A 23,646-nucleotide genomic window follows, 5' to 3' on the forward strand; every position below is an offset into this window, starting at 1 on the left:
GTCTAAACACCGGGTGCGCCTATCAGTCTGGTACGCGTTTCCTGGTTCACTGAATTCAACAGATCATTCACAAACTTATCCTGCAGGCGATAGCCAACAGCCGTATCTGTACCTATGGAAGACACCCGCACCAACATGCCGTCGGGGACGGTGCCCGTCAACCCCAGGCGAATCTGAGTCAGTTTCTGTCCGATACCGGGTTTGATGAGTTCGTTACCGATGGTAATCCAGTAACTGATAGGTTCATGACGTTCGCCGTTTACCGCCATCAGGCGCTTGACAGGCAGACGACCAAAAGCCGTGCCCAAATCCTCAACCTTGTCCGACTCTACCGAAAATCCCTGCGCCGCATAGCACACCTCGGGACGATGCAGGCCCAGACCTTCACTCTGATCACCGCCATAGGCAATCGACAGCATGACTCGGCTGCCATCGCGATTGACGTATGTACGAGTGACAGTTTGGTTATACAGCTTGTCGAGCTTTGCTTGCACTTCAGGATCGAGCTTGAGGGGCACCATGCTGGTGTCGACTTGCCATTCCGCAAAGCGGGTGGGAATCATAGCGTCCAGGTTGAAGCGCGGCTGCGAATCGGCCTGCTTGGCCGATGGCGTCAAGGCTTTCGTCATGCCAGCCGAGGCCAGCATCAACGCACACAGGATCAGGCTGACGGAAAGGGGTTTGGTGATCATTACTCGCTCCCGGCGCCGCAGCCTGTCTTGGCCGCACGCTTCTTGACAATCCATTGCAAAAAGGAATCCATGCTCAATATGAGCATCAGCGCAGTGAGAAACAGCACCATGCCGGCAAAACCATGCAGAAAACCCTGCCCTGCGGCATCACCGAAATAATAGGTAATCAGACACAAGACGATGACGCGGATAACGTTCGCAGAGAACGAAATCGGAATGATTAGCAGGGCCAGCATCACATTGCGAAACGCCGAGGTATGACGTACCAGATTCAGATAGAACAGGCCCAGCGCTTCAAGTGTCAGCAAGGTTTGCAAACCAGCGCACGCATCAGCCACGAGCAACTGGTATTGACCGATCTGAAGAATCACGCCACTACGGGCAATCGGATAGCCGGCCAGGAACAGCAAGTGCTCGGTTACGTAGGATACCGCCATCTTCATCGGCATCGTCAGCATGCTCACCAGCGGTCCGGGAAGCGGGACCATAAACAGCATGAAGAAGAAGGGAAACCACAGTAGCGCCAGCGCGCGCGCACCCCGTTTTATCAGCAGGACGGCTGCCAGCGCCAGAATGAATGACAGGATCTCGAAGGCCGTGATCTGCTGCGAACGGCCAACGATGTACAGCAGCATCGCCAGCACGGCCAGCGGCCAGCCGGCTGCTGACGGTTTGACAGGCGCGGCGAGCACGGCCGGCCAAGTGCGATAGCCCAGCCACAGCGACAGGAAGAGGATGATCGGTCCATGCGCCTGCTCTTCCGTGGTCCACATGCCGGTAAACAGCGTGTAGAAAGTAGGAATGAACAGGCAGGCTAGTCCCAACAGCACAGGCCACCATTCCGGCAATGCCAGGCGCAAGCCGGTGAGCGGCGCAACGGGCCAAGGCAAGATATCGCGTGCCATCAGAAGTCAACCAGGACAGAGCCCACAAGCTCTGCGCCAGAATTGGCCAGCTGTTCGCCGACCGCGGCTACGTCATCGAGCAAGGTCTTATTCTTGCGTACCACCAGCAACACACCGTGCGCGCGTCCGGCGACGGCCAGCGCATCGGCGCCAGCGGTGAAGGCAGACGCGTCGTACAGCACAATGTCGTGCTGCGTCTCGAGCTGGGTAACCAGTCCGCCGAAGGACGAGCGGCTCAACAATTCTTGCGGATTCGGCGGCAGGGTGCCAGCACCCAGCACTGACAGGGAGACAAACGATTCGACCTTCGCCACCGCATGCAGGTCGGCGCGGCCGGCAAGCACGTCGGACAAGCCCTGCTTGCCCTTCAAGTCAAAGATTTCATGTTGGCTGGGCTGGCGCAAGTTGGCATCGACCAGCAGCGTATTTTCTCCCAACTGGGAAAATACCACGGACAGGTTGGCGGCAAACAGGCTGGCGCCATCGCCCGGGTCGATGCTGGCGATGACAAGCGACTTGTTGCCTCTTGAGAACCAGCGCAGCATCAGCTGGCTGCGCACGGCGCGCAAGGTTTCTACTTGCCGGCTGAAAGGCTCATAGGCCGCCACCAGCTTGTTGGAAAATTTGGCCTCGCCCGGTTGCAGATACGGGTAATCGAATTGCTGCGCCAGCACTTGCTGGATATCGGCTTCTGTAATCAAGCCCAAACGCAATGCGGCTTCGCCAAAGCGGATACCCAGCTCCTTCTGCATGCGCAGGACGCGCTCGGCATTTTCAGGCGTGATCTTGCCCGATTCCAGCAGCAGACGGCCGATGCTCGAATCACCGCGTCCTGGAGCCGCGGCCGGCGCGGAGGCTGTCATTGCCGTATGGTTCAACGTTGTATCCATAAAAATCCTAATTTAAGCGAAGGCGGCGTGGAGCAATCGATTTGAACAAACCGAAACGCTTGCGTGGTTTGCCATTCCAGTCGATGACGCCCAACACGGGCACTTGCGCACTCTCGGACAAATCACTGTCGGAGCGCACGCGGCGGTCCAGCATTTCCGCCAGGATTGCCAGGCCCAGACCCAGCATGGTTCCCAGGAAGAACGACAGCATTGTATTGAGCAGCACCCTTGGTCCCGATGGTTCGATTGGCGGCGCGGCAGGATTGAGCACGGCCACATCGGATTGGTCGGACTGTCCTTCGATGCGGGTTTGCGAAAAACGCTGGGAAGCGATGTCAAAGGCGCGCTGGGCATTTTCAACGTCCTTGCTCAGCACATTCATTTCGTCGCGGGTCCGGTTTAATTCCAGCACGCGTGTCTTCTGAGCCTGCATGGCCGCACGGATAGAGCCTTCGCGCTGCTGGAATATCTGCGCGTTGTTACCAACGCTGCGCGAAGCGACCGCCATTTGCTCGCGCAAATCGGCGCGCAGTTTCTCCACCTCGGCCTTGGCGCTCAGGTATTGCGGATGATTGCTGCTCAAACGCTGCGACACCTCGGCAAACTTGGACTCAGCGTTGCCCAAGCCAATTTTCAGGTTCTGTATCAAAGGATTCGAAGCAACATCCGGCGAATCGGCAAACCGGCTACCCGCTGCCATATTTTGGCGCGACATTGCTTCCATGGACTGTCCCTGTGCAACGACGAGCTGCGCGGACAGATCATTGAGGCGGTTTGATTCCACGTCCAGGCGATTATCCAGACTGACAATGCCATTGTCTTGCTGATACTTGGACAATTTGCTTTGTGCCACTTCCACGTTGTCACGCAAGAGCTTGATCTGCGAGTCGAAATACAACGCCGCCTTTTTCATCGGATCAACTTTGAGCTGAATATTGATCTTCTGGTATTCATCCGCAAAAGCGTTGGCAATGGCTGCAACAAATTGCGGATCCGCTCCCTTAAAGCTGATATCGACCACGCTGCTTTCGCGCGACGGTACCACTTCGAGCTTTTTCAGCAACAGGTCGGCAAGCCAGTCGCGTACTGTACCCTTGCCCTCGGTCGCCTGACGGAACTGTTCAATAACGGCCGGACTCTGGGCCAGGCCCAAGCTATCAACGACACGCAAGGCAACATTTTTGCTGCTGATAATGTCAATTTGCGTGGCCATATAACCAGGCAACAGCTGGCCAGGCATGGTCAGACCGGTCAACGGATCGACGCCCTTATAATTGAGCACCAGCGAACTAGTTGCCTGATATGTCTTCGGCAGCAGCAAACTGACCAACAACGTCGTCGCCACAGTGATCAGCAACGTGATCACCACGATCCGCATACGCGCTCGCAGAATCAGTAAAATTTGGGAAAAATTCATAATCTAACTCTCAACTCTCTAAAAATGCCAGCCGTACCGCGGTAAAAGCCCTGCGATGGTCGTGGGTCAGAACAGACTTTCCTGCACATAGACGACATCGTCCACCTGCAGCAAATCGTCGTGCTTGGCCGTGATCACCTGCATCACCCCGTTCGCGTCGCGGCGCTTGATGCGCATGCTGCGCTCGGTACCACGCGGCGTCAGGCCACCGCCGACCGACAGAGCTTGCAACACAGTCATGCTGCGTTCCAGACGAAAGGCGCCAGGGCGCTGCACTTCGCCGTAAATGTAGAAACGCGGCGCGCGCTCAACATAAATGACGTCGTTGCCGGCCAAATCAAAGTCCCGGTTCAAGTTCGCGTTGCGCACCATGTCGATGATGTCGATATCTTCCTTGGTCGACTTGCCACCCCGTTTACGGATCAGGCTAACCGTATCGCCCCCTTCAGCACCGATACCGCCGGCCATCGCCAGCAAATCCATCATGCTGCGCTTGCCTTCGATCGGATAGCGGCCCGGGCGATTTACCTGCCCCAGCACGGATACCTGCTGGCTTTGCAAGGACGTGACAATGATGTTCACTTGCGCCTTGCGCAGGAAATTACCGCTTTCAAGCAGTCCGCCGATTTTCTTTTCCGCGGCCGAGACGGACAAGCCGCCGAGCGCCACATTGCCTACCAGTGGAAAAGTAATTTCACCGGCTTCGCTCACGCGCGTCTCGAGTGCCAAGTCAGGATTGCCGTACACGGAAATTTTCAACACATCACCAGCGCCCAGCAACACGTCGGCCGCACCGGCGAATCCGGCGCTCAGCGTCAGCAGGAGCGCCATACACCACATCGAAAGTCGTTTCATGATTCGCTCATTTCAATAATAAATTAATAACCAAAAAAGCCGCGATTTACTTCAACCCGGCGACGCCACGCTCATTAGCTTCCGTGGAAGCGGACGCTGCCGGCACTGGTGCGGCTGGCAGGGGAACACTGGCCGCTGCAGGCGCAGCCACCACAGGGGCGCTGGCCGCCGGCTTGCTGTCCGCATCCTTGTTCAGATACTCGACCTTGGCAGCGGCACGCAGGCGTTTCAATTCGGCATCGGCTGTATCCTTGTTCTTTTTATTGAACAGGAATTGTTCGATCTGCGGTGCCGCCTGCGCCAGAGTGGCCGGGTTATCACGAATGTCTGCCAGCGAGATCAGCAGCGTGCGGTCGCCTTCGCGAATGATGAACAACTGCCCTTTCGGCATCGCCAGCAATTTCGCGGTCAGTTCCGGCGCCAGATCGGCGCTGGTACGTGACAATTGCGTACGTGCATACTTGACCTTGTTGCTATCCAGCCAGGCTGCCACGTCATCCAGCGACTTGGCTGCGTCCATCGCGGCTTTGAGCTGATCATTCATGTCGGCGCTGGCAATCACCAGCTCGCGCATGTCAAACTGCTTGCGCTGGCTGAAAAACTGCGGATTCTTGTTGAAGTAGTCTTCCACTTCCTCTTTTGTCGGCCGCGCGATGGTACCGATGCGTTTTTGCATATACGCTTGCGCAATAATCAGCGCCTTGGCGCGCTCGACGGCCTGCACCACTTTCGGATCACGATCCAATTTCTCCTTGACGGCTTCATTCAGCAGTAACTGACGGTCGATCAGGGATTCCAGCAGCTGCTTGCTGGCCATCTCTTGCTGAGCAGCTTGAACATTGGCGCGTTGCAATTCTTCATTCAGCTGCAACACGGTCACTTCCTCACCGTTCACACTGGCCAGAGCCTGGCCAGGTTTTTTTTCCTTGCCACCACAAGCAGACAAGCTGACCGCTGTGAGCAAGACCAGACCCGCACACAGCAAACGCGGGGAGAATGTGGAGATGGGCGTGATCAAACGTGCGTGGTGCGTATGGTTCAAAATTGCTCCTTCAGTTCAGGTAAGGAAATCGGATGCCGCCAACGATAAACATTGAGACAATATTTACATATGAAAACATTGGCAAAAAACACAAATTTCCCACGAAATTATGCCGCTTGACCACATAATTGTCAATATTATAAATATGATACACAATGTACAAGAGTAGTCGGGAATTATTTGCTTAAAAATCCATTAAGAAGGTTTAAAAACAACTGTTTCCAAGAAAACTTAGCTACAAGAAACCTTTATCGTCAGCGCAAAGCTTTAACAAGATAGCATTTCTTACGCTTGGTACAAGTGTAGTTTTTTGCGGTAGCGCTGTCGTATCGCGCTACCGCCCAGGACCGGCGAAGATGGGGCCGTAATCTGAGGCGCGACATGGAGAAACACAGGCTTGTGGGTAAGGCCAAGCCGCGCAGGCCAAGCTGGCCTAGTATGGCATCGGGAGCAACACGCGTCGCCACCTGCCTTCACATGATGTTGTCGCGCCTGTCTCATATATTCTTTGCATTACCGCCTGGTTTGCCTGTGCGGGCCATGGACCCGCACTTCGAATGCTTGCTTCATTTTAACGCGTATTGATCTAGTGCAAAACAAATTCCATCCAGTGTTGCTCGGGCATTTCATTCAATGAGCATTGTCCCGCTTCAGCACGACCTTCACCGTGCGCATGATAATCCACAGATCCAGCCATAACGACCAGTTGCGCAGGTAGTCGAGGTCGAAATGAATGCGCGCCTCCATCTTGTCGAGGGTTTCCGTCTCCCCCCGCAAGCCATTCACCTGCGCCCATCCAGTGATGCCAGGCTTCACCTTGTGACGCAACATGTAGCCCTTGATCAACTTGCGGTACTGTTCATTGTGTGCCACCGCGTGTGGACGCGGCCCGACGATACTCATGCGCCCCTGCAGCACATTGATAAACTGTGGCAATTCATCGAGCGAACTGCGGCGCAAAAACCCACCGATGCGCGTGACGCGCTGATCATCCTTGGTTGCCTGCACCACCTTGTCACCATCCTCGCTGACAGTCATGGAACGGAATTTATACACAATGATCTCCTCCCCATACAGACCGTAGCGGCGCTGGCGGAAAATCACCGGCCCCTTCGATGTCATCTTGACGGCAATGGCGATGACCAGCATCACCGGCAACAGCATGACCTGGATCAGCAGGCCCAGCACGATATCGCTACCGCGCTTGACCATGCTGTTAAAGCCCGTGAACGGCGATTCGCGGATGGCGATGACCGGCATGCCGCCCACGTTGTCGAAGCGCGCCTGCATCAGGTCGAAGATATAAATATCGGGCAGGAAGTACACGGACGCCGTCGTATCCTGCAATTCATCGAGCATCTTGCGGATGCGTGGCTGGGCAGAAATGGGCTGGCTGATGAATATCATCTTGATATTGTGCTCGCGTACATAGGCGGCGATATCGGCCATCTTGCCCAGCATCGGTTCGCGCATTTTCTCGGGCCAACGGTCATCGGTACGGTCGTCAAAAAATCCCCGCACGCTCATGAACAGGTTCGGATTGCGCTCCACGGTCCCGGCAAACTTCAGGCTGGCATCATTGGCGCCAATGATCACGACCGAACGCACTTCGCTATCGCGGCCGGGATCGGCCACCATGCGCCGCGCGGCAAGATGACTGAGCAGCAATATGAATGGCGTCAGCAGGAACCACGCCAACACCAATTCGCGTTCAAAATGAAACGCCAGTCCCGTCGCCGAGCCGAGAAAGATCAGAATCAGGGCGGTGATGGCCCAGCTGACAAAAACATCGCGGGCGTAGGCCAGCATGCGGCCGCTGCGCCATGTACGATAGGGGTCGACATACTGGAACACCGACGATGAAATAAAAAACGCCAGGATCATCAGCACCAGCGAATATCCGGTAAATGGTGTGCCGGACAAAAACGACAGCAAATACAGGGTGCCCATGATGATGAGCGGGTCCAGAATACGCTGAAAGAACGAAATTAGGGGTATATCGTTAACCGTCATGATGCTCTTTAAAACTGGGCGCTGGCATTAAACGAAATGCCTTTGGCATGATAACTGCCAGTGTTGATCACAGGCGCTCCGCTACGTGCATCGCGGAAGGCACTAATACCAAGCTGAATATTCTGCTTCGGTGAATACGTCACCCCTAGCGATGCCGTGCGCGTCGTATCACTGACATCGCCGGGCAAAGTCAGGCCGCTGGCGGCAGAAAAATCGCGCTTTTCACGCCGCACCTGCGCATCCACGCGCACCTTGGCTGAAACATCCCAGGCGGCGGCCAGACTGGCTCCATTGTTCAAACTGCTGGAAATCAGGGAATTTTCCACTGCAGCAAACTCATGCCACAGACTGCCCGTGAAACGAACCTTGCCCAGCGGTGCCCAGTAGACGATCAGCCTACCGTTGGCGCCGCTCGAATCGCGGCCGGAAAATACCTCATTTTTACGCTTCACCCAACCACCCAACAGTTGAATCTGGGTAATTCCGCTAAAGCGCCAGTAGATGTTAGCCTTGATTTCATCCTGTTCGTATCCGTGCTCGATGTTGGAGAAGATCGGATCCGAGCGATTCGGATAACTCCCTTTCAGATGGCGCAACTGCAAGCCGATCCGGCTATCGCTGGGTGCCAAGTAATCAACGCCCAGTTCCGTCGCATCTTCGCGTCGGTTGGCGTAGCGCTGCGCGACGGCATCATAGGAATAGCGCTCGCGCGTGAAACCAGCACGCACCCGCCAGCTGGGATGAAAACGCCAGGCACCGTTAGCGTACTCGCGCTGCACCACGCGCAAATTGCGGTCCGTGGTGCGCAAGTCATTAAACGGCGTCAGGGTCTGCGCATAGCTCACGCCCACATGCCCTTCCAGGTGATTCGCGATATGCCATTCCAGATCGGCGAGGTAATCTTTGCCGCTGTAGTTCAGCTGATCGAAGTGATCGAATGACACGCGCGACCACTTCACCTGCCCGGTGAGTAATTGCCGTCCGATCGGGCGATTGAATAGTAGGCCCACTTGCAATTGCCGCGAAGTATCCGAACGAGAGCCATCAAAACCCGGCGAATTATCGGGCAAGCGGAAAAGATTATCGTCATAGGAATACGACGTGGCGATAAATGGCGCGATGGTATCGCTGATTGCCGCCACCGCCGGCAAGCTAAATGCGGCACTGCCAAGCAGCAGCACGGCAGCGGGCAACTGTGCCAAGCGCGGGTGCGGCAAGGCGCAAGTGCCTGACAGGCGATGTTTCTTACGCAAGGAATTCAACATGGGCATTGTCTTTGAAAGAGCAAACAGTTGATTGGCAATATTACCAGTAAGTCCAGTGTCCGCCGGAAACAATCCAGAGGCCCAGCACGCCATTTGTCACGCCGTGCGCCAGGATGGGCGACCACAAGTTCTGGCTACGCATATACAGCAGGCTATACGCGGCGCCGGCAACGATGCCTGCCAGCCACAAATTGTGTTCGAAGCCAAACAGTACCACGCTGACAACAAAAGCCTTGGCACTTGCCAGACGCGGATTGAATTTCAGGAAATCAGGGGCATCTATCCAGCGCAGCAGGAAGGAGCGCCAGAACAGCTCTTCCATCACGGGCACCACGAGGGCGGCGCCAGCGATGCGCAGCACCACCAGGCTCCACCCGATCTGGCCGTCATCACGCGGGTCGAAGCCGTCGGCGCTGCCGATGCTCATCCAGCCCGCATTCAAATTAATCCACAGCAAAAAAACAACAAGCCCGGTGGCAATCGCCACGGCCAGGGCGCGCGCGCCCAGCGGCATCCATGCCAACTCCGTGTAGCTACGACGCCAGTACCACAGCATGCCCAGCACGACGCCGATTTTGACGGCATACAACCAGCGCAGTTCCTGCGCGCCAAAGCCCGCCCGGCCCAGCATGTCGGCGATAAAGATAAAGGAGAGATAGGCCAGGAATGGCGCTACCCGGGGCAAGGCGGCGCGGTCAAACATCGTGCGGCGCGCCCGGGATGGGCCGACTCGCCGGGCGCGTTGGCCCGGACTGCGTGTTTTTGATAACAAACATGCATCCCCCGATGTAAAAAATATAATTATATAATTATATCAAGCCGGACCGTTGCCGTGGCAAGTAATCCTAACTTAATTACAACAGGAGAGGGGAAAACAATCAACCGTTGGCGCGCGCCTCGATCTGTTCCCACTTTTCCAGCGCTTCCAGCAGTTCGCCTTCGATCTCTGCCACGCGCGCGTTCAGGCGCTTGCCTTCGGCCGGCGTTTTCTTGTAGAAGTCCGGATGCGACAGTTCGGCGGCCAGCACCGATTGCTCATCTTCCAGCTTGGCAATCAGTTTCGGCAACTCTTCCAGCTCGCGCTGTTCCTTGTAGCTGAGCTTTTTCTGCTTAGGCGCAGGTGCGGCTGCCTCGACCTTCACGGCCGGCTTGCTGGCGGGCGCCGTGGCGATCGGCAAGGTGCGCACGCGCTCCCAATCCGTGTAGCCGCCGACGAATTCGCGCCACTTGCCCTCGCCTTCGGCGACGATCACTTGCGTGACCACGTTGTCGAGGAAGGTACGGTCATGGCTGACGAGGAAAACGGTGCCCGTGTATTCTTCCAGCAACTCTTCCAGCAATTCCAGGGTATCGATATCCAAGTCATTGGTCGGCTCATCGAGCACCAGGACGTTGGCCGGCTTGGCGAACAGGCGCGCCAGCAGCAAACGGTTGCGCTCGCCACCGGACAGCGACTTGACGGGCGAACGGGCACGTTCCGGCGCGAACAGGAAGTCGTTCAGATACGTCATCACGTGGCGGCGCTGGCCATTGATTTCGACCCAGTCGCTGCCTGGCGCGATGGTTTCCATCAGGTTTGCTTCTTCGTTCAGCTGCGTGCGCATCTGATCGAAATACGCAACCTGCAGCTTGGTACCGAGGCGGATGCTGCCCGTGTCCGACTCTTCCTGGCCCAGGATCATCTTCAGCAAGGTGGTCTTGCCGGCGCCGTTGGCGCCGATCAGGCCGACCTTGTCACCGCGCAGGATGGTGGCGCTGAAATCCTTGACGATGACCTTGTCGCCATAGATCTTCGAGACGTTTTCCAGGTCCGCCACGATCTTGCCCGAGCGTTCGCCGGCCGATACGTCCAGCTTGACTTGTCCCTGCTGTTCACGGCGCGCATTGCGCGTCAGGCGCAGCGCTTCCAGGCGGCGCACGCGGCCTTCGTCGCGCACGCGGCGGGCCTTGACGCCCTTGCGTATCCACACTTCTTCCTGCGCCAGGAACTTGTCGAACTTGGCGTTTTCCACTTCTTCGATTTCCAGCTGCTCCGCCTTGCGGGTCTGGTAAGCCGTGAAGTTGCCCGGGTATGACAGCAAACGGCCGCGGTCGAGCTCAATGATGCGCGTGGCAACGTTGTCGAGGAAGGAACGGTCATGGGTAATGAACAGCACACTGCCCTTGAAATCGCGCAGCAAGCCTTCCAGCCACAGGATGGAGCTGAAGTCCAGATGGTTGGTCGGCTCATCGAGCAGCAGCACGTCGGGCGCCGACACCAGCGCGCGCGCCAGCGCCACGCGCTTTTGCATGCCACCGGACAGGGTTTTCATCAGCATGTCGCCCGTCAGGTTCAAACGGTCGAGCACAGTTTCCACCTTGTTCGGCAAACTCCACGCATCGGCCGCATCGAGTTTGACCTGGATGTCGTGCATGCGTTCCATCAGTTCGTCGTCATTGCCCTGGCCAAACTGACCCGTCAGCGCATCGTATTCCTTCAGCCACGCCTGCGATTCGCCCATGCCGGAAGCGACGGCGTCGAACACGGACATCTCCGCGTCGAATTGCGGTTCTTGCTCCACATAGGCGATCTTGATGCCTTGCTGCATCACCAACAAGCCGTCATCGAGCTTGAACTTGCCCGAAATAACCTTCAACAGCGACGATTTGCCCGTGCCGTTGCGGCCGATCAAGCCGACCCGCTCCGAGGTTTCCAGTGAAAATTCCGCGTGATCGAGCAGCGCGACGTGACCGAACGCAAGTTGCGCCGATGAAAGAGAAATGACAGCCATAATGAGTAAGAGTGCTCGGGCGCCGTCTCGCGCACACCGCGTGGTGTGCAAAACAGCCGCCGATTAGATGAATGAAGCACGCATTGTACCGATAACTTGGACTTCAATCGCCATCGACCGGTAACTACCGCCTGGATGATCACAGGCCGCCGACGCGCGTTGCGTGGAAACGTGGTGTCGCCAGCAGGAATCGAACCTGCATTTAAGTCTTAGGAGGACCTTGTACTATCCATTGTACGATGGCGACACGCGCAGCGGCATTATACAGGCTAGTCCCACCTATTAATAGTCCGGCAAGCCGGCATGTGCAAGGCAGGGATCCTCAGTTCTTGGCCGCCGGGCCTGCCTGCAGCGATGACGAAGCCGTATTTAATAGCGGCAATATCTGTTGTGCCGCCAGGCCATGTGCCACCTTGTTCCAGTGCCCATCCATGGGTAGGAAATCCATGCGTTCGCGCCGTAACGCCCAATGCTGCGCGAACACAGGCTGCATGTCGACCACCGCAAAACCATGTTTCCTGACACGATCCATGAAAAATTCGCGGTCATCGCCATGCCATAGTGGTTTGGCCGAGCCAGAACCGTACAGCGCGTTACGGTCGCCGTCGACCAGAAAGATAAACCGCGTTGCCTCTCCACCGCCCACCTGGCGCAGTTGCGTCAGGTAATACTCCAGCACATCTCCGCGCGCGGCAGCGGCATCAGCAGCAGCCACACCGCCTGACTGGCCGCTCCGCATCTTGGACATGATCCAGTCGGACAATTTCAAGTTGTAATACACATACCGCGCCAATGCAGAATACGACACCAGGCGCTTGATCTTCGATTCGGTATACGGATTATGTACCACCGCCACGCCCTGCCCGCTCACCACAAAGTTACTGTGTCCGCGCGGCGCTGGCGCCAGCATATCGCTCAAGTCACCGGAATCGACGAACAACACCACATTGCGCGGATGCAGACGTGGTTGATAGTAGCGGACCATTTCCAGGGCATCGGCAAGGCCGTTGCCGGAACTGGCAGCGGCATAGACACTGCCACCCAATACTTTGTCGAGTCTGCCTTGTACGGTATCTGGATAATTCAGCATCAGGCTTTCAATAAAGCTGTCGCCTACGACCAGCACGGCAGCGCCATCCTGAAAGTCGGCCGAATTGTTATACCCCTGCTGGCTGGTCGCGCCGCGCCGGGCATTCGCCATGGCCCAGCCATGAGAATATACATAGTGCTGGCGCGGCAGGTAACGATTAAAAGGTACCGCAGAACTGGTATTTTCCATGCGCAAGCCAGATACAACCGGCATGCATTGCAAGAAAATTTCCAGTGCCAGCGCCGTGGCCGCGACACCGAGGCCGATTGCGAATATGGAGCGCATAGGATGAGTTAGAAATTAAAGTACAAGAATTCGGAAACACCACGCGTTTCGCTGATCGCCAGCAATAACAAGCACAGCATCAACATAGCACCAAGCAAGATGTCGCCACGGCCACCGCTCAGTCGCACCTCCTGCTCGCGCCGCAAACCGCGTCCCAGCAATTGATAGGCATTCGGCAAGAAAAAGGTAATTGCAGCGCAAGCACCCAGCCACCACAAACAGTTCCCCAGTTCCATGATGCGATTAACACCCAGCGCACCTTCGCGCATCTGCGGCGTTAGCGTGCCGCCAACCATGCCACGCAACACATCGAATGCTACGCCCACTGAACTGGCACGAAAGAAAACCCAGGCCAGAACTACTGCTAAAAAAGTAGCCGCGCAACCGCCAAAACGGATCAACAGGTTGCTACGCCCCCCCAGAAGATGTCGCAGAGCATGATTGATGATCAGATAAACACCATGCAGGGCGCCCCATACCAGGAAAGTCCAGTTGGCACCATGCCACAGGCCACCCAGCAACATGGTCAACAGCAGGTTGCGGTAACGCTGGAAAGCGCCCTGGCGATTGCCGCCAAGGGGAATATACAGATAGTCGCGCAAAAAATTAGACAAGGTAATATGCCAGCGACGCCAGAAATCGATGATGGAAGCGGCCTTGTAGGGCGAATTGAAGTTGATCGGCAAAATAATGCCAAACATATATGACAGGCCGTATGCCATGTCGGAATAGGCAGAAAAATCAAAGTACAGCTGGAAGGTATAGGCCAGTGCGCCAGCCCAGGCTTCCAGCATGCTCAGATGTTGATGATGCAGATCGAATACAGGGCCTACGTACCGGGCCACGCCATCGGCCAGGATTACCTTCTTGAACAGGCCGATGGTAAAGAACGACAAGCCCACAATCAACCTGCCGCGGCTGAAGACATGCGACTCGGGCGCTACGAATTGCGGCATCATCTCCTTGTGATGCAGGATAGGACCGGCAATCAGGTGTGGAAAATAGGTAACAAAGAGGCCGTAGCTTTCAGGCTGGTAGTCTTTCACCTTGCCTGCGTGACAATCGACGAGATAGGCGATTTGCGTGAAAGTAAAAAATGAAATGCCAATTGGCAGCGTGATGCCGATCGGCTCGATCGGCGCGCCCGTCAGCGCTGCGATATTGCTGAGCAAGAAGTCAAAATACTTGAAAAAGAGGAGCAGGGACAAGTTGAAGACGAGACCGAATATGAGCCATGCCTTGGCACTCTGCGCCTGGCCCTGCTCCTGGCGCTGCGAAATGCCACGGCCGATCGCGAAATTGCTGCAGACAGACAATGCCAGCAAAGGCAGAAATGTGATATCCCAGTAGCAGTAGAAAGCAATCGAGGCAAATAGCAGGAAGACGATTGACAGGCGCAATGAATATTTTGACAAAACAAAATAGCCGAGCAGCGCCAGTGGCAGAAACACCAGAAAAAAAGGAAATGAGTTAAATAACACAGCGCTATCCCAAAAGAGGAAGGTGACTCATGCAAAAATTTCAATCACAAAATAATATAATTATAGCAATTTTATTATATCAACAGGGGGATTTTTCGCTAAAGCGGACCTCATCAGACAGGCAACGCGCATCAATGCCATGTCGTCGCCTGTAGCGGCGCAACGGCGTGGCCCGGCGCTCCACCGCACCAGGCAAACGCATGGATGCCGTCCGTCAGTCACACAGTGGACGTCTTTGCAGACTCAAGCCAAGTGGCTGTCCAAGTGGCGTTTGCGCGCCTGGATGCCGCCAATCAGTGCCAGACCAAGCACCATCAGGGCATAGCTTGCTGGCTCGGGCACGGCGCTGATGGAAAATACCTGGATCGCGCCAAAGGTCACATTTGGATGGGAGGAATAAGGTTTACCGTCAAGTAAGCTGATACCGAAGACGCCCTGATCCGGATCAATATACGAATACCGGTAAGAGACGCCTTTTGTCGTCAGATCGGCAGAAACGCCAAGATCAGCGCCGATGCCAAACGTAGGGCCAGCGTTGATATCATTAAGAGTCTGATAGGCACCGATGGAGTCCAGAGCATAGCTCTTCGGCGTCTGGATATGGCGCTGTCCAGTACTCAGATTGAAGATGAAAGCAGTTCGCTGACTATCTTCCGGAGTCATGTTATATGTGCCAGATGAATTCCAGCTTTGCGGATTGTAACCGCCGACCAGCCAGGTCTGCCCGGACTCATTGCGCGCTTCCATCACGGAAAACGTGCGCCCCTTTCCATCGGAGGCTTTGTGAAAGTCGAACGAAGTATCACCGACGGACTTGGTATAGATCGCCTTGAGCGATAATGGCCCTTCGCCGAGCCAAGATGCCAATTGCGCCTGACTCGCACTATCAAGTAGTGATTGCGCAAAAACAGCCGGCGCATGACCGAGGTACATGAGCAGGCCAGCACAAAACAGCACCGGACGGGCTTTTTCGATGTTACTCTTGATTATTTTTCGCATCGCACATCCTTGATTGGCGCCAGAAATTTCGGCATTCCAATATAGCATGAGAGATGTATTTAATGCATCCATTAAGTGTAACTATATTATCATATTTGACATTTAACAAGATGGTGGCAACACCGCCGTCACCTCGATTTCCACCTTCGCCCTGTCCTCGATCAGTCCCGCCACCTGCACGGCCGTCATGGCAGGAAAATGCTTGCCGATGATTTCCCTGTAGGCAACGCCAATTTGTGGATATGCCGCCACATATTCCTTTTTGTCCAGCACATACCAGTTCATGCGCACGATGTGTTCGGGCAAGGCGCCCGCCTCGGCCAGCACGGCGACGATATTTTGCAGCGCCTGGCGCACCTGGCCCGCGAAATCGTCCGTGTGGAATTGGCCCTGCGCGTCCCAGCCGATCATGCCGCTGACGTACACCGTGCGTCCGCTGGCGGCGATGCCGTTCGCATAGCCGCGCGGCCTTGCCCATCCTGGTGGTTGCAGCACTTGCATATTGTTTTCCTCCTTATTCATGCGGCTCATGCGGCCGCCGCCTCGCGCAGCAGTTCGCGCGCGATGATCAGTTGCTGTACTTCGCTGGCGCCCTCGTAGATGCGCAGCGCGCGAATTTCGCGGTACAGGCGCTCGACCGGGTGCCCGCTGACCACGCCCATGCCGCCGAACAGCTGCACGGCCGCGTCGATCACCTGCTGCGCCGTCTCGGTGGCCGTCAGCTTGGCCATGGCCGCGTCCTTCGTCACCTTGCGGCCCTGGTCGCGCTGCCAGGCGGCGCGGTAGGTGAGCAGCGCGGCCGCATCGATGCCGGTGGCCATCTGCGCCAATTTTGCCTGCGTCAGCTGGAAATCCGCCAGGGTCTGGCCGAACATCTGGCGCTTTGTCGCGTGGCGCAGCGCTTCGTCGAACGCGCGCCGCGCAAAGCCCAGGGCGGCGGCGGCCACCGACGTGCGGAACACGTCGAGTGTCGCCATCGCCACCTTGAAGCCCTGCCCCGCTTCGCCCAGGCGCTGCGACACGGGTACGCGGCAATTGGCAAAGCGCAGGCGCGCCAGCGGATGCGGGGCGATCACGGCGATGCGTTCGGCGATTTCCAGGCCCGGATTGTCGGCATCGACGATGAAGGCGCTGATGCCGCGCGCGCCCGGCGCCTCGCCCGTGCGGGCGAACACCACGTAAAAGTCGGCGATGCCGCCGTTCGATATCCACGTTTTTTCGCCGTCGAGCACGTAGTCGTCGCCATCGCGGCGCGCCGCGCACACCATGGCCGCCACGTCCGAGCCGGCCTGCGGTTCGGACAGGGCAAAGGCGGCGATGCGCTTGCCGCTGGCCACGTCCGGCAAATAGCGCGCCTTGTTGTCCAAGCTGCCGAACAGGCCGATGGCGCCGGAACCGAGTCCCTGCATGGCAAAGGCGAAATCGGCCAGGCCGTCGTGGCGCGCCAGGGTTTCGCGCATCAGGCAAATGGCGCGCGTGTCGATCTTGCCATCGGTGCCGGTGGCGTATCTCAGCCAGCCGCCCTGCCCCAGTTCCGCCACCAGCGCGCGGCAAGCCGCATCGACGTCGGCGCCGTGCGCCTCGCCAAGATGCTGCGCCGCCCAGGCATCGAGTTCGGACTCAAGCTTTGCATGATGTGTCTCGAAAAACGGCCAGTCCAGGTAAGTGGTGTCGCGTGTATTTTGCATCTTAATCGCCCTCGAACTGCGGTTTTTCCTTCGCCACGAAGGCGTGATAGGCACGGTGGAAATCGTTGGTGGCCATGCAAATGGCTTGCGCCTGCGCTTCCGCCTCGATCGCTTCATCGACGCCCATGCTCCACTCCTGCTGCAGCATTTTTTTCGTCATGCCGTGCGCGAACGTGGGGCCGCTGGCCAGGCCGGCGGCGAACAGCTGCGCCGCTTCGGCCAACTCCTCCGGCTGGACCAGGCGGTTGAGCCAGCCCCAGCGCTCACCCTCGGTTCCAGGCAAGGAGCGCCCCGTGTACAGCAGCTCGGCGGCGCGGCCCTGGCCGATCACGCGCGGCAGCAAGGCGCAGGCGCCCATGTCGCAGCCGGCCAGGCCCACGCGGGTAAACAAGAAGGCCGTCTTGCTGCGCGCCGTGCCGATGCGGATATCGGAAGCCAGCGCCAGCATGGCGCCGGCGCCGGCGCAAATGCCATCGATGGCGGCGATGATGGGCTGCGGGCAGGCGCGCATGGCTTTCACCACGTCGCCCGTCATGCGGGTAAACGCCAGCAGGCCGGGCATGTCGAGTTTCGTCAGCGGGCCGATGATGTCGTGCACGTCGCCGCCCGAACAGAAATTGTCGCCGCTGCCCGTGATTACGACGGCCTTGACGTCGTCCGCATGGGCCAGCGCGCGAAACAGCTCGCGCAATTCCGCATACGAGTCAAAAGTGAGCGGATTCTTGCGCTCCGGGCGGTGCAAGGTCAAGGTGGCGACGCCTGCATCGACGGCAAACAGAAAATGCCGCGCGACGTAATGGGCCAGGCTGGAGCGGTTGCCAGGCAGGTCTTGCGGCTGGCCGGGTAGATGGCGCATGGTCAGTCCTTTATCGAGGTGTCATTCAGCTGCTGCTTCATGTGCGACAGCAGGTCGATCAACTGGGTTTTGTCATCGGGCGTCACGCCGTGCAGCAGTTCGGCGATCCAGCCTTCGTGCACGCGCGCCATGTCGTCGAACGCGCGCCGGCCCGCCGGCGTCAGCTTGACGCTGTACGAACGGCGGTCCTTCGGATCGACCACGCGGACCACCAGTTTTTCCTGCTCCAGCTGGTCGGTGATGCCCGTGATATTGCCGCCCGTGACCATCATGCGCTTGGACAGTTCACCCATGCGCAAACCGTCGGGGAAGCGCTCGAGCTGCGCCATCAAGTCAAAGCGGGGCAAGGTGATGCCGAAGGTGGCGCGCAAGCGCGTGCGCACTTCGTTTTCAATCTTCACCGTGCACGAGAGCATGCGCAGCCACAATTTCAGCGATTGATGGTGGTCCTGCGTCAGCCGGCTGGCCAGGTCCAGCACGGGTTCGTCGTGCAAATTTTCGGGTTCTTTATCCATGGTCTTCATCTAGTTACATGACTTCGCCGCCGGCGACGGCGATCGATTGTCCATTCATGGCGGACGACGCGGGCAGGCATAGCCACGCCACCGCATCGGCCACTTCCTGCGGCTGCACCAGCCGCTGCTGCGGATTGGACGCCGCCAGTTCCGCGCGCGCCGCGTCTTCGCCGCGCCCCGTCTTGCGCACGATGTTCTGCACGGCTTGCGTTACCATCTCCGTTTCCGTGTAGCCGGGACAGACGGCGTTGACGGTAACGCCGCGCGGCGCCACTTCCAGCGCCAGCGCGCGCGTCAGGCCGATCACGCCATGCTTGGCCGCGACATAGGCGCTGACGTAACGATAGCCTTTCAGGCCCGCCGTCGACGCCACGTTGACGATGCGCCCCCAACCCGCTTCCAGCATGGCCGGCATGGCCGCCTGGCAGCAGTGGAACACGCCTGTCAGGTTCACGGCCAGCATCTGCTGCCAGATGGCGGCGTCCGTCTTGCCGAACGGCGCCGCATGCGCCTGGCCCGCGTTATTGATCAAAATGTCGATGCAGCCGAAATGCGCGGCCGCCTGCGCAAACCCTGCCTGCACGGACGCTTCCACTGCCACGTCGAGCACGCAGATGGCGACCCTGCCCGCGTGGCCCGCCTCTTCCAGCTGCATGCGCGCGCGCGCCAGCCGCGCGCCATCGCGCCCGGCCAGGGTGACCCTGGCGCCCGCGTCCAGCAAGGCGGCCGCGCAAGCGAGGCCGATGCCGCTGCCGGCGCCCGTCACCAGCGCATGTTTTCCTGATAATGCGTCCATCAATGCTTCCTTGCTCATGTCATCCCTCCAGCAGCCGCGCGGCCACCTGTTGCGGGGTGAGGCCCGTATTGGCGGCAGCCAGCTGGCGCTCGCGCTGCAGATTGCGTTCCAGCTGCTGCTGGCCCGCACGGTACTGTTTCGGCCACGCCGCCGCGGCGCCGCTATAGCCAATGCGCGCCATTTCCGTCAGGGTCCAGGCGGGGTTGGCCAGGTGCGGCCGGCCCACGGCGCACAGGTCGGCGCGCCCGGCGGCGATGATGCTGTTGGCGTGGTCGGCTTCGAAGATCGAGCCGACGGCCATGCTGGCGATGCCCGCCTCGTTGCGCACGCGGTCGGCGAACGGCGCCTGGAACATGCGTCCGTACACGGGCTGTTCGAGTTTACTCACCTGGCCCGAGGAACAGTCGATCAGGTCGGCGCCGGCCTGCTTGAACAGGCGCGCGATGACGACTGCATCGTCGGGCGTGATGCCGCCTTCGACCCAGTCGTGGGCCGAGATGCGCACGCTCATCGGCTTGTCTTGCGGCCAGGCGGCGCGCATGGCGCGGAACACGCGCAGCGGATAGCGGCAGCGGTTTTCCAGGCTGCCGCCATATTCGTCCGTGCGGCGGTTGGTCAGCGGCGAGATAAAACTCGACAGCAGATAGCCATGCGCGCAATGCAGTTCCAGCCAGTCGAAACCGGCGACGGCCGCGGCCAGGGTAGCGCGCACGAAGTCTTGCTCGATGCGCGCCAGGTCGCTTTCCGTGGCCGCGCGCGCCGTTTGCGACACGCCGGCCAGGTACTGCTGTTCCGAGGCCGAGATCAAAGGCCAATTGCCCTCGCTGAGCGGCAGGTCGATGCCGTCCCACATGGGCCGCGTCGAGCCTTTCGCGCCCGCGTGGCCCAGCTGCAGGGCGATCTTCGCATCGCTGTTCGCATGCACGAAATCGACGATGCGGCGCCATGCCTGCGTGTGCGCTTCGCTGTACATGCCGGGACAGGCGGGCGTGATGCGCGCGTCCGCCGACACGCACGTCATCTCGGCAAACACGAGGCCAGCACCGCCCAGGGCGCGCGCGCCCAGGTGCATCAAATGATAGTCGCCCGCCACGCCGTCGACGGCGCTGTACTGCGCCATCGGCGAGACGGCGATGCGGTTTTTCAGCAGCACGCCGCGCAGCCGGAACGGCGTGAGCATGGGCGGCAAGGCCTCGTCCCGCATTTCCACGCCAGCCTGCTCGCCCGCGCGCCGCGCCAGCCATTGTTCATAATCGGCCACATACGCAGGGTCGCGCAGGCGCAGGTTTTCATGCGAAATGCGCTGGCTGCGCGTGAGCATGGAATAGGCGAACTGCGGCGCTTCCATGGCGCTGTAGCGCTCGACGTTTTCAAACCACTCCATGGAATTGCGCGCCGCGCTCTGGATTTTCAGCACCTCGATGGCGCGCAGTTGCTGGTAGGCGGCCAGCGCAGCGTCGGCATCCCCATGCTGGCCGAAGCAGCGCGCCAGCTCGATGGCGTCTTCCAGCGCCAGCTTGGTGCCGGAGCCGATCGAGTAATGGGCCGTGTGGGCAGCATCGCCCATCAGCACGACGGGCACGCCATCCTGGTGATGCACCCATTGCCGGCAGACGATGCGGGGGAAGGTGATCCATTGCGCCGAACCGCGCAAGTGCGGCGAATTGCTCAGCAAACCGTGGCCGTCGAGTTCCTCGGCGAACAGGGCTTCGCAAAAGGCGATGCCCTCTTCCTGGCTCATGGCGTCCAGGCCCGCGGCGCGCCACACGTGTTCGGGCGTTTCGACGATGAAGGTGGAAGTATCGCCATCGTATTGATAGATATGCGCCTGGAACCAGCCGTGCGGCGTCTGGCGGAAGGCAAACGTGAAGGCCTCGAATTTCTTGCGCGTGCCCAGCCAGACGAAGCGGCAATGGCGCTGGTCGACTTCGGGCTGGTAGCTGGCCGCATAACGCATGCGGATACGGCTGTTCAAGCCGTCGCTGGCGATCACCAGGTCGGCGCCGTACTGCTTCGCGATGGCCTGGTCGTCCTGCACTTCCGTCTCGAACACCAGCTGCACGCCGAGTTCTTCGCAGCGCGCCTGCAGGATATTGAGCAGGCGCTTGCGGCCGATGCCGCAAAAGCCATGGCCGCCGGATCGCACGGTCTCGCCCTTGAAGTGGATCTCGATATCGTCCCAGTGGTTGAAGGCCTGCAGGATGGCGCGCGCAGTCGGCTCGTCCGCATTGGCCAGGTTGCCCAGGGTCTGGTCGGAAAATACCACGCCCCAGCCAAAAGTGTCGTACGGGCGGTTGCGCTCGATGACGGTGATGCGGTGATCCGGGTTCTGCTTTTTCATGAGCAGGCTGAAATACAGGCCGGCGGGACCGCCGCCGATGCAGACAATATTCATGGGGTGTCCGTGCGAAGTTTGAAGCGCTGCAGCTTGCCCGTTTCCGTGCGCGGCAGCGAAGGCAGGAAGCGGATGGCGCGCGGATATTTATACGGGGCGATCTGCTGGCGGCAAAATTCCTGCAGTTCGGCCGCCAGCGCATCACTGGCCTGGCTGCCGTCTTTGAGCACCACGTGCGCCTCGACGATCTGGCCACGCTCGGCATCGGCGCGCCCGACCACGCCGCATTCGGCCACGGCCGGATGGCGCAGTAGCGCCTCTTCCACTTCCGGGCCCGCGATGTTGTAGCCGGCCGAGACGATCATGTCGTCGCTGCGCGAACGGTAATAAAAATAGCCGTCGGCATCCATCTCGAAGGTGTCGCCCGTCAGGTTCCAGCCATTCTGCACGTACTCGCGCTGGCGCGGATCGGACAGGTAGCGGCAACCGGTGGGGCCTTTCACGGCCAGGCGGCCCGTCACGCCGGGCGGCTGCGGCACGCCCGCATCGTCGACGATGCACGCCTGGTAGCCGGGAATCGCCTTGCCGATGGCGCCGCGGCGGATGCCGTCGCCCGTGGCGGAAATGAAGATGTGCAGCATTTCGGTGGCGCCGATGCCGTCCGTCATGGCCAGGCCCGTGGCCGCCTGCCAGGCGTCGCGCGTGGCCAGCGGCAGCGCTTCGCCGGCCGACACGCACAAGCGCAGGCTGCGCAAGTCGTGGCTGGCCGCCAGGGGCGCCATCTGGCGGTAAAAGGTGGGCGCCGTGAAGCAGATGGTGGCTTGATAGGCGCCGATGGCGCGCAGCAGGCCGTCGGGCGTGAGTTTTTCCAGCAGCACGGTGGCCGCGCCAAAGCGCAGGGGGAACAGCAGCAAGCCGCCCAAGCCGAAGGTGAACGCCAGCGGCGGCGTGCCGATGAAAATGTCGCCGGCGCGCACCTGCAGCATGGAGCGGGGAAAGCAGTCGCAGATGGCCAGCAAGTCGCGGTGCATGTGCATGGTGCCTTTGGGAACGCCCGTCGTGCCCGAGGTAAAGCTGATCAGGCAGACGTCGTCGGCCGCCGTGTCGCATGCGGCAAAGGGCGCAGCGTGGGCCGCCATGCGCCGTTCCAGTTCCGCGTCGGCGGCGCCGAAGCACAGCATGGCCGGCAGGGATGGCACCGCGTCGAGCTCCGCGCGCAAACCCTGCGCGCACAGTACGGCGTTCACTTCCGCCTTGCTCACGATGGTGGACAGTTCGCGCGCCCGCAGCAGCGGCATGGTGGGCACGGCGATGCAGCCGGCCTTCAGCACGGCCAGCAGGCAGGCGGCCATCATCGGAGTATTCGCGCCGCGCAGCAGCACGCGGTTGCCGGGGATCAGGCGCAGGTCGCTGCGCAGCACGTGGGCGACGCGGTCGACTTGCCGCGCCAGCTCGGCGTAGCTCCAGCGCTGGCCGTCGGCCAGGATGGCGGTACGCTCGTCGCCGCCATTGGCCACGGCCGCATCGAGCAGCGCGGCGACGCAATTGAGGCGCGCCGGATACTGCAGCTCGGGCAGATCAAGGCACAGCTGCGGCCAGAGTGCGCGCGGCGGCAAATGCGTGCGCGCAAAGTCATCGTGGGGAGATGCGGCGGTAGGCGAAGGGTCGCTGCTCATGCTCATCCTGGCTGGTGACGGGCGCGTGCACAAGGCCCGGAAGCAGATACTTTAAACCTAAAGTATTTTTCCAGC

At 59.3% G+C, this 23,646-nt stretch carries 20 protein-coding genes and 1 tRNA gene; all 21 read right to left on the minus strand.

From position 1 onward, the window contains the following. Positions 1 to 2: 2 nt before the first annotated feature. A complete protein-coding gene (epsI, locus tag GYK42_RS11040) occupies positions 3 to 692 on the minus strand; it encodes an exosortase-associated protein EpsI, B-type (protein ID WP_166447555.1) in 690 nt (229 codons plus the stop codon). Next, positions 692 to 1,597 (minus strand): exosortase B, encoded by a 906-nt coding sequence (xrtB, locus tag GYK42_RS11045; RefSeq protein ID WP_166447556.1) that lies wholly within the window; start codon positions 1,595 to 1,597, stop codon positions 692 to 694. The genes epsI and xrtB overlap by 1 nt, the downstream gene beginning before the upstream one ends. Beyond that, the gene (epsG, locus tag GYK42_RS11050) at positions 1,597 to 2,487 is read right to left on the minus strand and encodes a chain length determinant protein tyrosine kinase EpsG (RefSeq protein ID WP_166447557.1); all 891 of its coding nucleotides are present in this window, start codon (positions 2,485 to 2,487) and stop codon (positions 1,597 to 1,599) included. Before epsG ends, xrtB begins: the two co-directional genes overlap by 1 nt. 7 nt (positions 2,488 to 2,494) lie before the next feature. After that, entirely contained in the window at positions 2,495 to 3,904 is a 1,410-nt protein-coding gene (gene epsF, locus GYK42_RS11055) for a chain length determinant protein EpsF (protein WP_166447558.1), read from the minus strand. 66 nt (positions 3,905 to 3,970) lie between these two features. Next, positions 3,971 to 4,759 (minus strand): polysaccharide export protein EpsE, encoded by a 789-nt coding sequence (gene epsE / locus GYK42_RS11060; protein WP_166447559.1) that lies wholly within the window; start codon positions 4,757 to 4,759, stop codon positions 3,971 to 3,973. 46 nt (positions 4,760 to 4,805) lie between these two features. Then, on the minus strand, positions 4,806 to 5,801 hold the full coding sequence (locus GYK42_RS11065; RefSeq protein WP_240943553.1) for an EpsD family peptidyl-prolyl cis-trans isomerase: 996 nt from the start codon (positions 5,799 to 5,801) through the stop codon (positions 4,806 to 4,808). Positions 5,802 to 6,431: 630 nt separating this feature from the next. Beyond that, the gene (locus GYK42_RS11070) at positions 6,432 to 7,814 is read right to left on the minus strand and encodes an undecaprenyl-phosphate glucose phosphotransferase (protein ID WP_166447560.1); all 1,383 of its coding nucleotides are present in this window, start codon (positions 7,812 to 7,814) and stop codon (positions 6,432 to 6,434) included. 8 nt (positions 7,815 to 7,822) lie between these two features. Continuing rightward, positions 7,823 to 9,079, minus strand: coding sequence for an XrtB/PEP-CTERM-associated polysaccharide biosynthesis outer membrane protein EpsL (gene epsL / locus GYK42_RS11075; protein ID WP_166447561.1), 1,257 nt, complete (start codon positions 9,077 to 9,079; stop codon positions 7,823 to 7,825). Between the two features lie 40 nt (positions 9,080 to 9,119). Further along, positions 9,120 to 9,782: a CAAX prenyl protease-related protein gene (locus tag GYK42_RS11080; protein WP_166447562.1), complete on the minus strand. Its 663-nt coding sequence runs from the start codon at positions 9,780 to 9,782 to the stop codon at positions 9,120 to 9,122. 175 nt (positions 9,783 to 9,957) lie between these two features. Then, positions 9,958 to 11,850 carry an ATP-binding cassette domain-containing protein gene (locus GYK42_RS11085; RefSeq protein ID WP_166447563.1) on the minus strand — a complete coding sequence of 631 codons (1,893 nt, stop codon included), beginning with the start codon at positions 11,848 to 11,850 and terminating at the stop codon, positions 9,958 to 9,960. A gap of 172 nt (positions 11,851 to 12,022) precedes the next feature. Continuing rightward, positions 12,023 to 12,097: transfer RNA gene (locus GYK42_RS11090), tRNA-Arg, on the minus strand. 75 nt (positions 12,098 to 12,172) lie between these two features. Further along, positions 12,173 to 13,225: a hypothetical protein gene (locus tag GYK42_RS11095; protein ID WP_166447564.1), complete on the minus strand. Its 1,053-nt coding sequence runs from the start codon at positions 13,223 to 13,225 to the stop codon at positions 12,173 to 12,175. An 8-nt stretch (positions 13,226 to 13,233) separates the two neighbouring features. Then, positions 13,234 to 14,706, minus strand: a complete 1,473-nt coding sequence (locus GYK42_RS11100) for an MBOAT family O-acyltransferase (protein ID WP_166447565.1) — start codon at positions 14,704 to 14,706, stop codon at positions 13,234 to 13,236. Between the two features lie 243 nt (positions 14,707 to 14,949). Then, positions 14,950 to 15,705 carry a PEP_CTERM-anchored TLD domain-containing protein gene (locus GYK42_RS11105; protein WP_240943554.1) on the minus strand — a complete coding sequence of 252 codons (756 nt, stop codon included), beginning with the start codon at positions 15,703 to 15,705 and terminating at the stop codon, positions 14,950 to 14,952. Positions 15,706 to 15,807: 102 nt separating this feature from the next. Then, positions 15,808 to 16,206 (minus strand): RidA family protein, encoded by a 399-nt coding sequence (locus tag GYK42_RS11110; protein WP_166447718.1) that lies wholly within the window; start codon positions 16,204 to 16,206, stop codon positions 15,808 to 15,810. Between the two features lie 26 nt (positions 16,207 to 16,232). After that, the gene (locus GYK42_RS11115; protein WP_166447566.1) at positions 16,233 to 17,393 is read right to left on the minus strand and encodes an acyl-CoA dehydrogenase family protein; all 1,161 of its coding nucleotides are present in this window, start codon (positions 17,391 to 17,393) and stop codon (positions 16,233 to 16,235) included. A gap of 1 nt (position 17,394) precedes the next feature. Next, on the minus strand, positions 17,395 to 18,249 hold the full coding sequence (locus GYK42_RS11120) for an enoyl-CoA hydratase family protein (protein WP_166447567.1): 855 nt from the start codon (positions 18,247 to 18,249) through the stop codon (positions 17,395 to 17,397). 2 nt (positions 18,250 to 18,251) lie between these two features. After that, positions 18,252 to 18,764 (minus strand): MarR family winged helix-turn-helix transcriptional regulator, encoded by a 513-nt coding sequence (locus GYK42_RS11125; RefSeq protein ID WP_166447568.1) that lies wholly within the window; start codon positions 18,762 to 18,764, stop codon positions 18,252 to 18,254. Positions 18,765 to 18,777: 13 nt separating this feature from the next. Further along, the gene (locus GYK42_RS11130; RefSeq protein ID WP_240943555.1) at positions 18,778 to 19,560 is read right to left on the minus strand and encodes an SDR family NAD(P)-dependent oxidoreductase; all 783 of its coding nucleotides are present in this window, start codon (positions 19,558 to 19,560) and stop codon (positions 18,778 to 18,780) included. A gap of 19 nt (positions 19,561 to 19,579) precedes the next feature. Continuing rightward, positions 19,580 to 21,955 (minus strand): bifunctional salicylyl-CoA 5-hydroxylase/oxidoreductase, encoded by a 2,376-nt coding sequence (locus GYK42_RS11135; RefSeq protein ID WP_166447570.1) that lies wholly within the window; start codon positions 21,953 to 21,955, stop codon positions 19,580 to 19,582. After that, complete coding sequence (locus GYK42_RS11140) at positions 21,952 to 23,571, minus strand: AMP-binding protein (RefSeq protein ID WP_166447571.1); 1,620 nt, start codon at positions 23,569 to 23,571, stop codon at positions 21,952 to 21,954. Before GYK42_RS11140 ends, GYK42_RS11135 begins: the two co-directional genes overlap by 4 nt. Between the last annotated feature and the right edge of the window lie 75 nt (positions 23,572 to 23,646).

The sequence above is a fragment of the Janthinobacterium lividum genome (genome assembly GCF_011601275.1).
GTDB classification, from domain to species: Bacteria; Pseudomonadota; Gammaproteobacteria; order Burkholderiales; family Burkholderiaceae_D; genus Janthinobacterium; species Janthinobacterium lividum_E.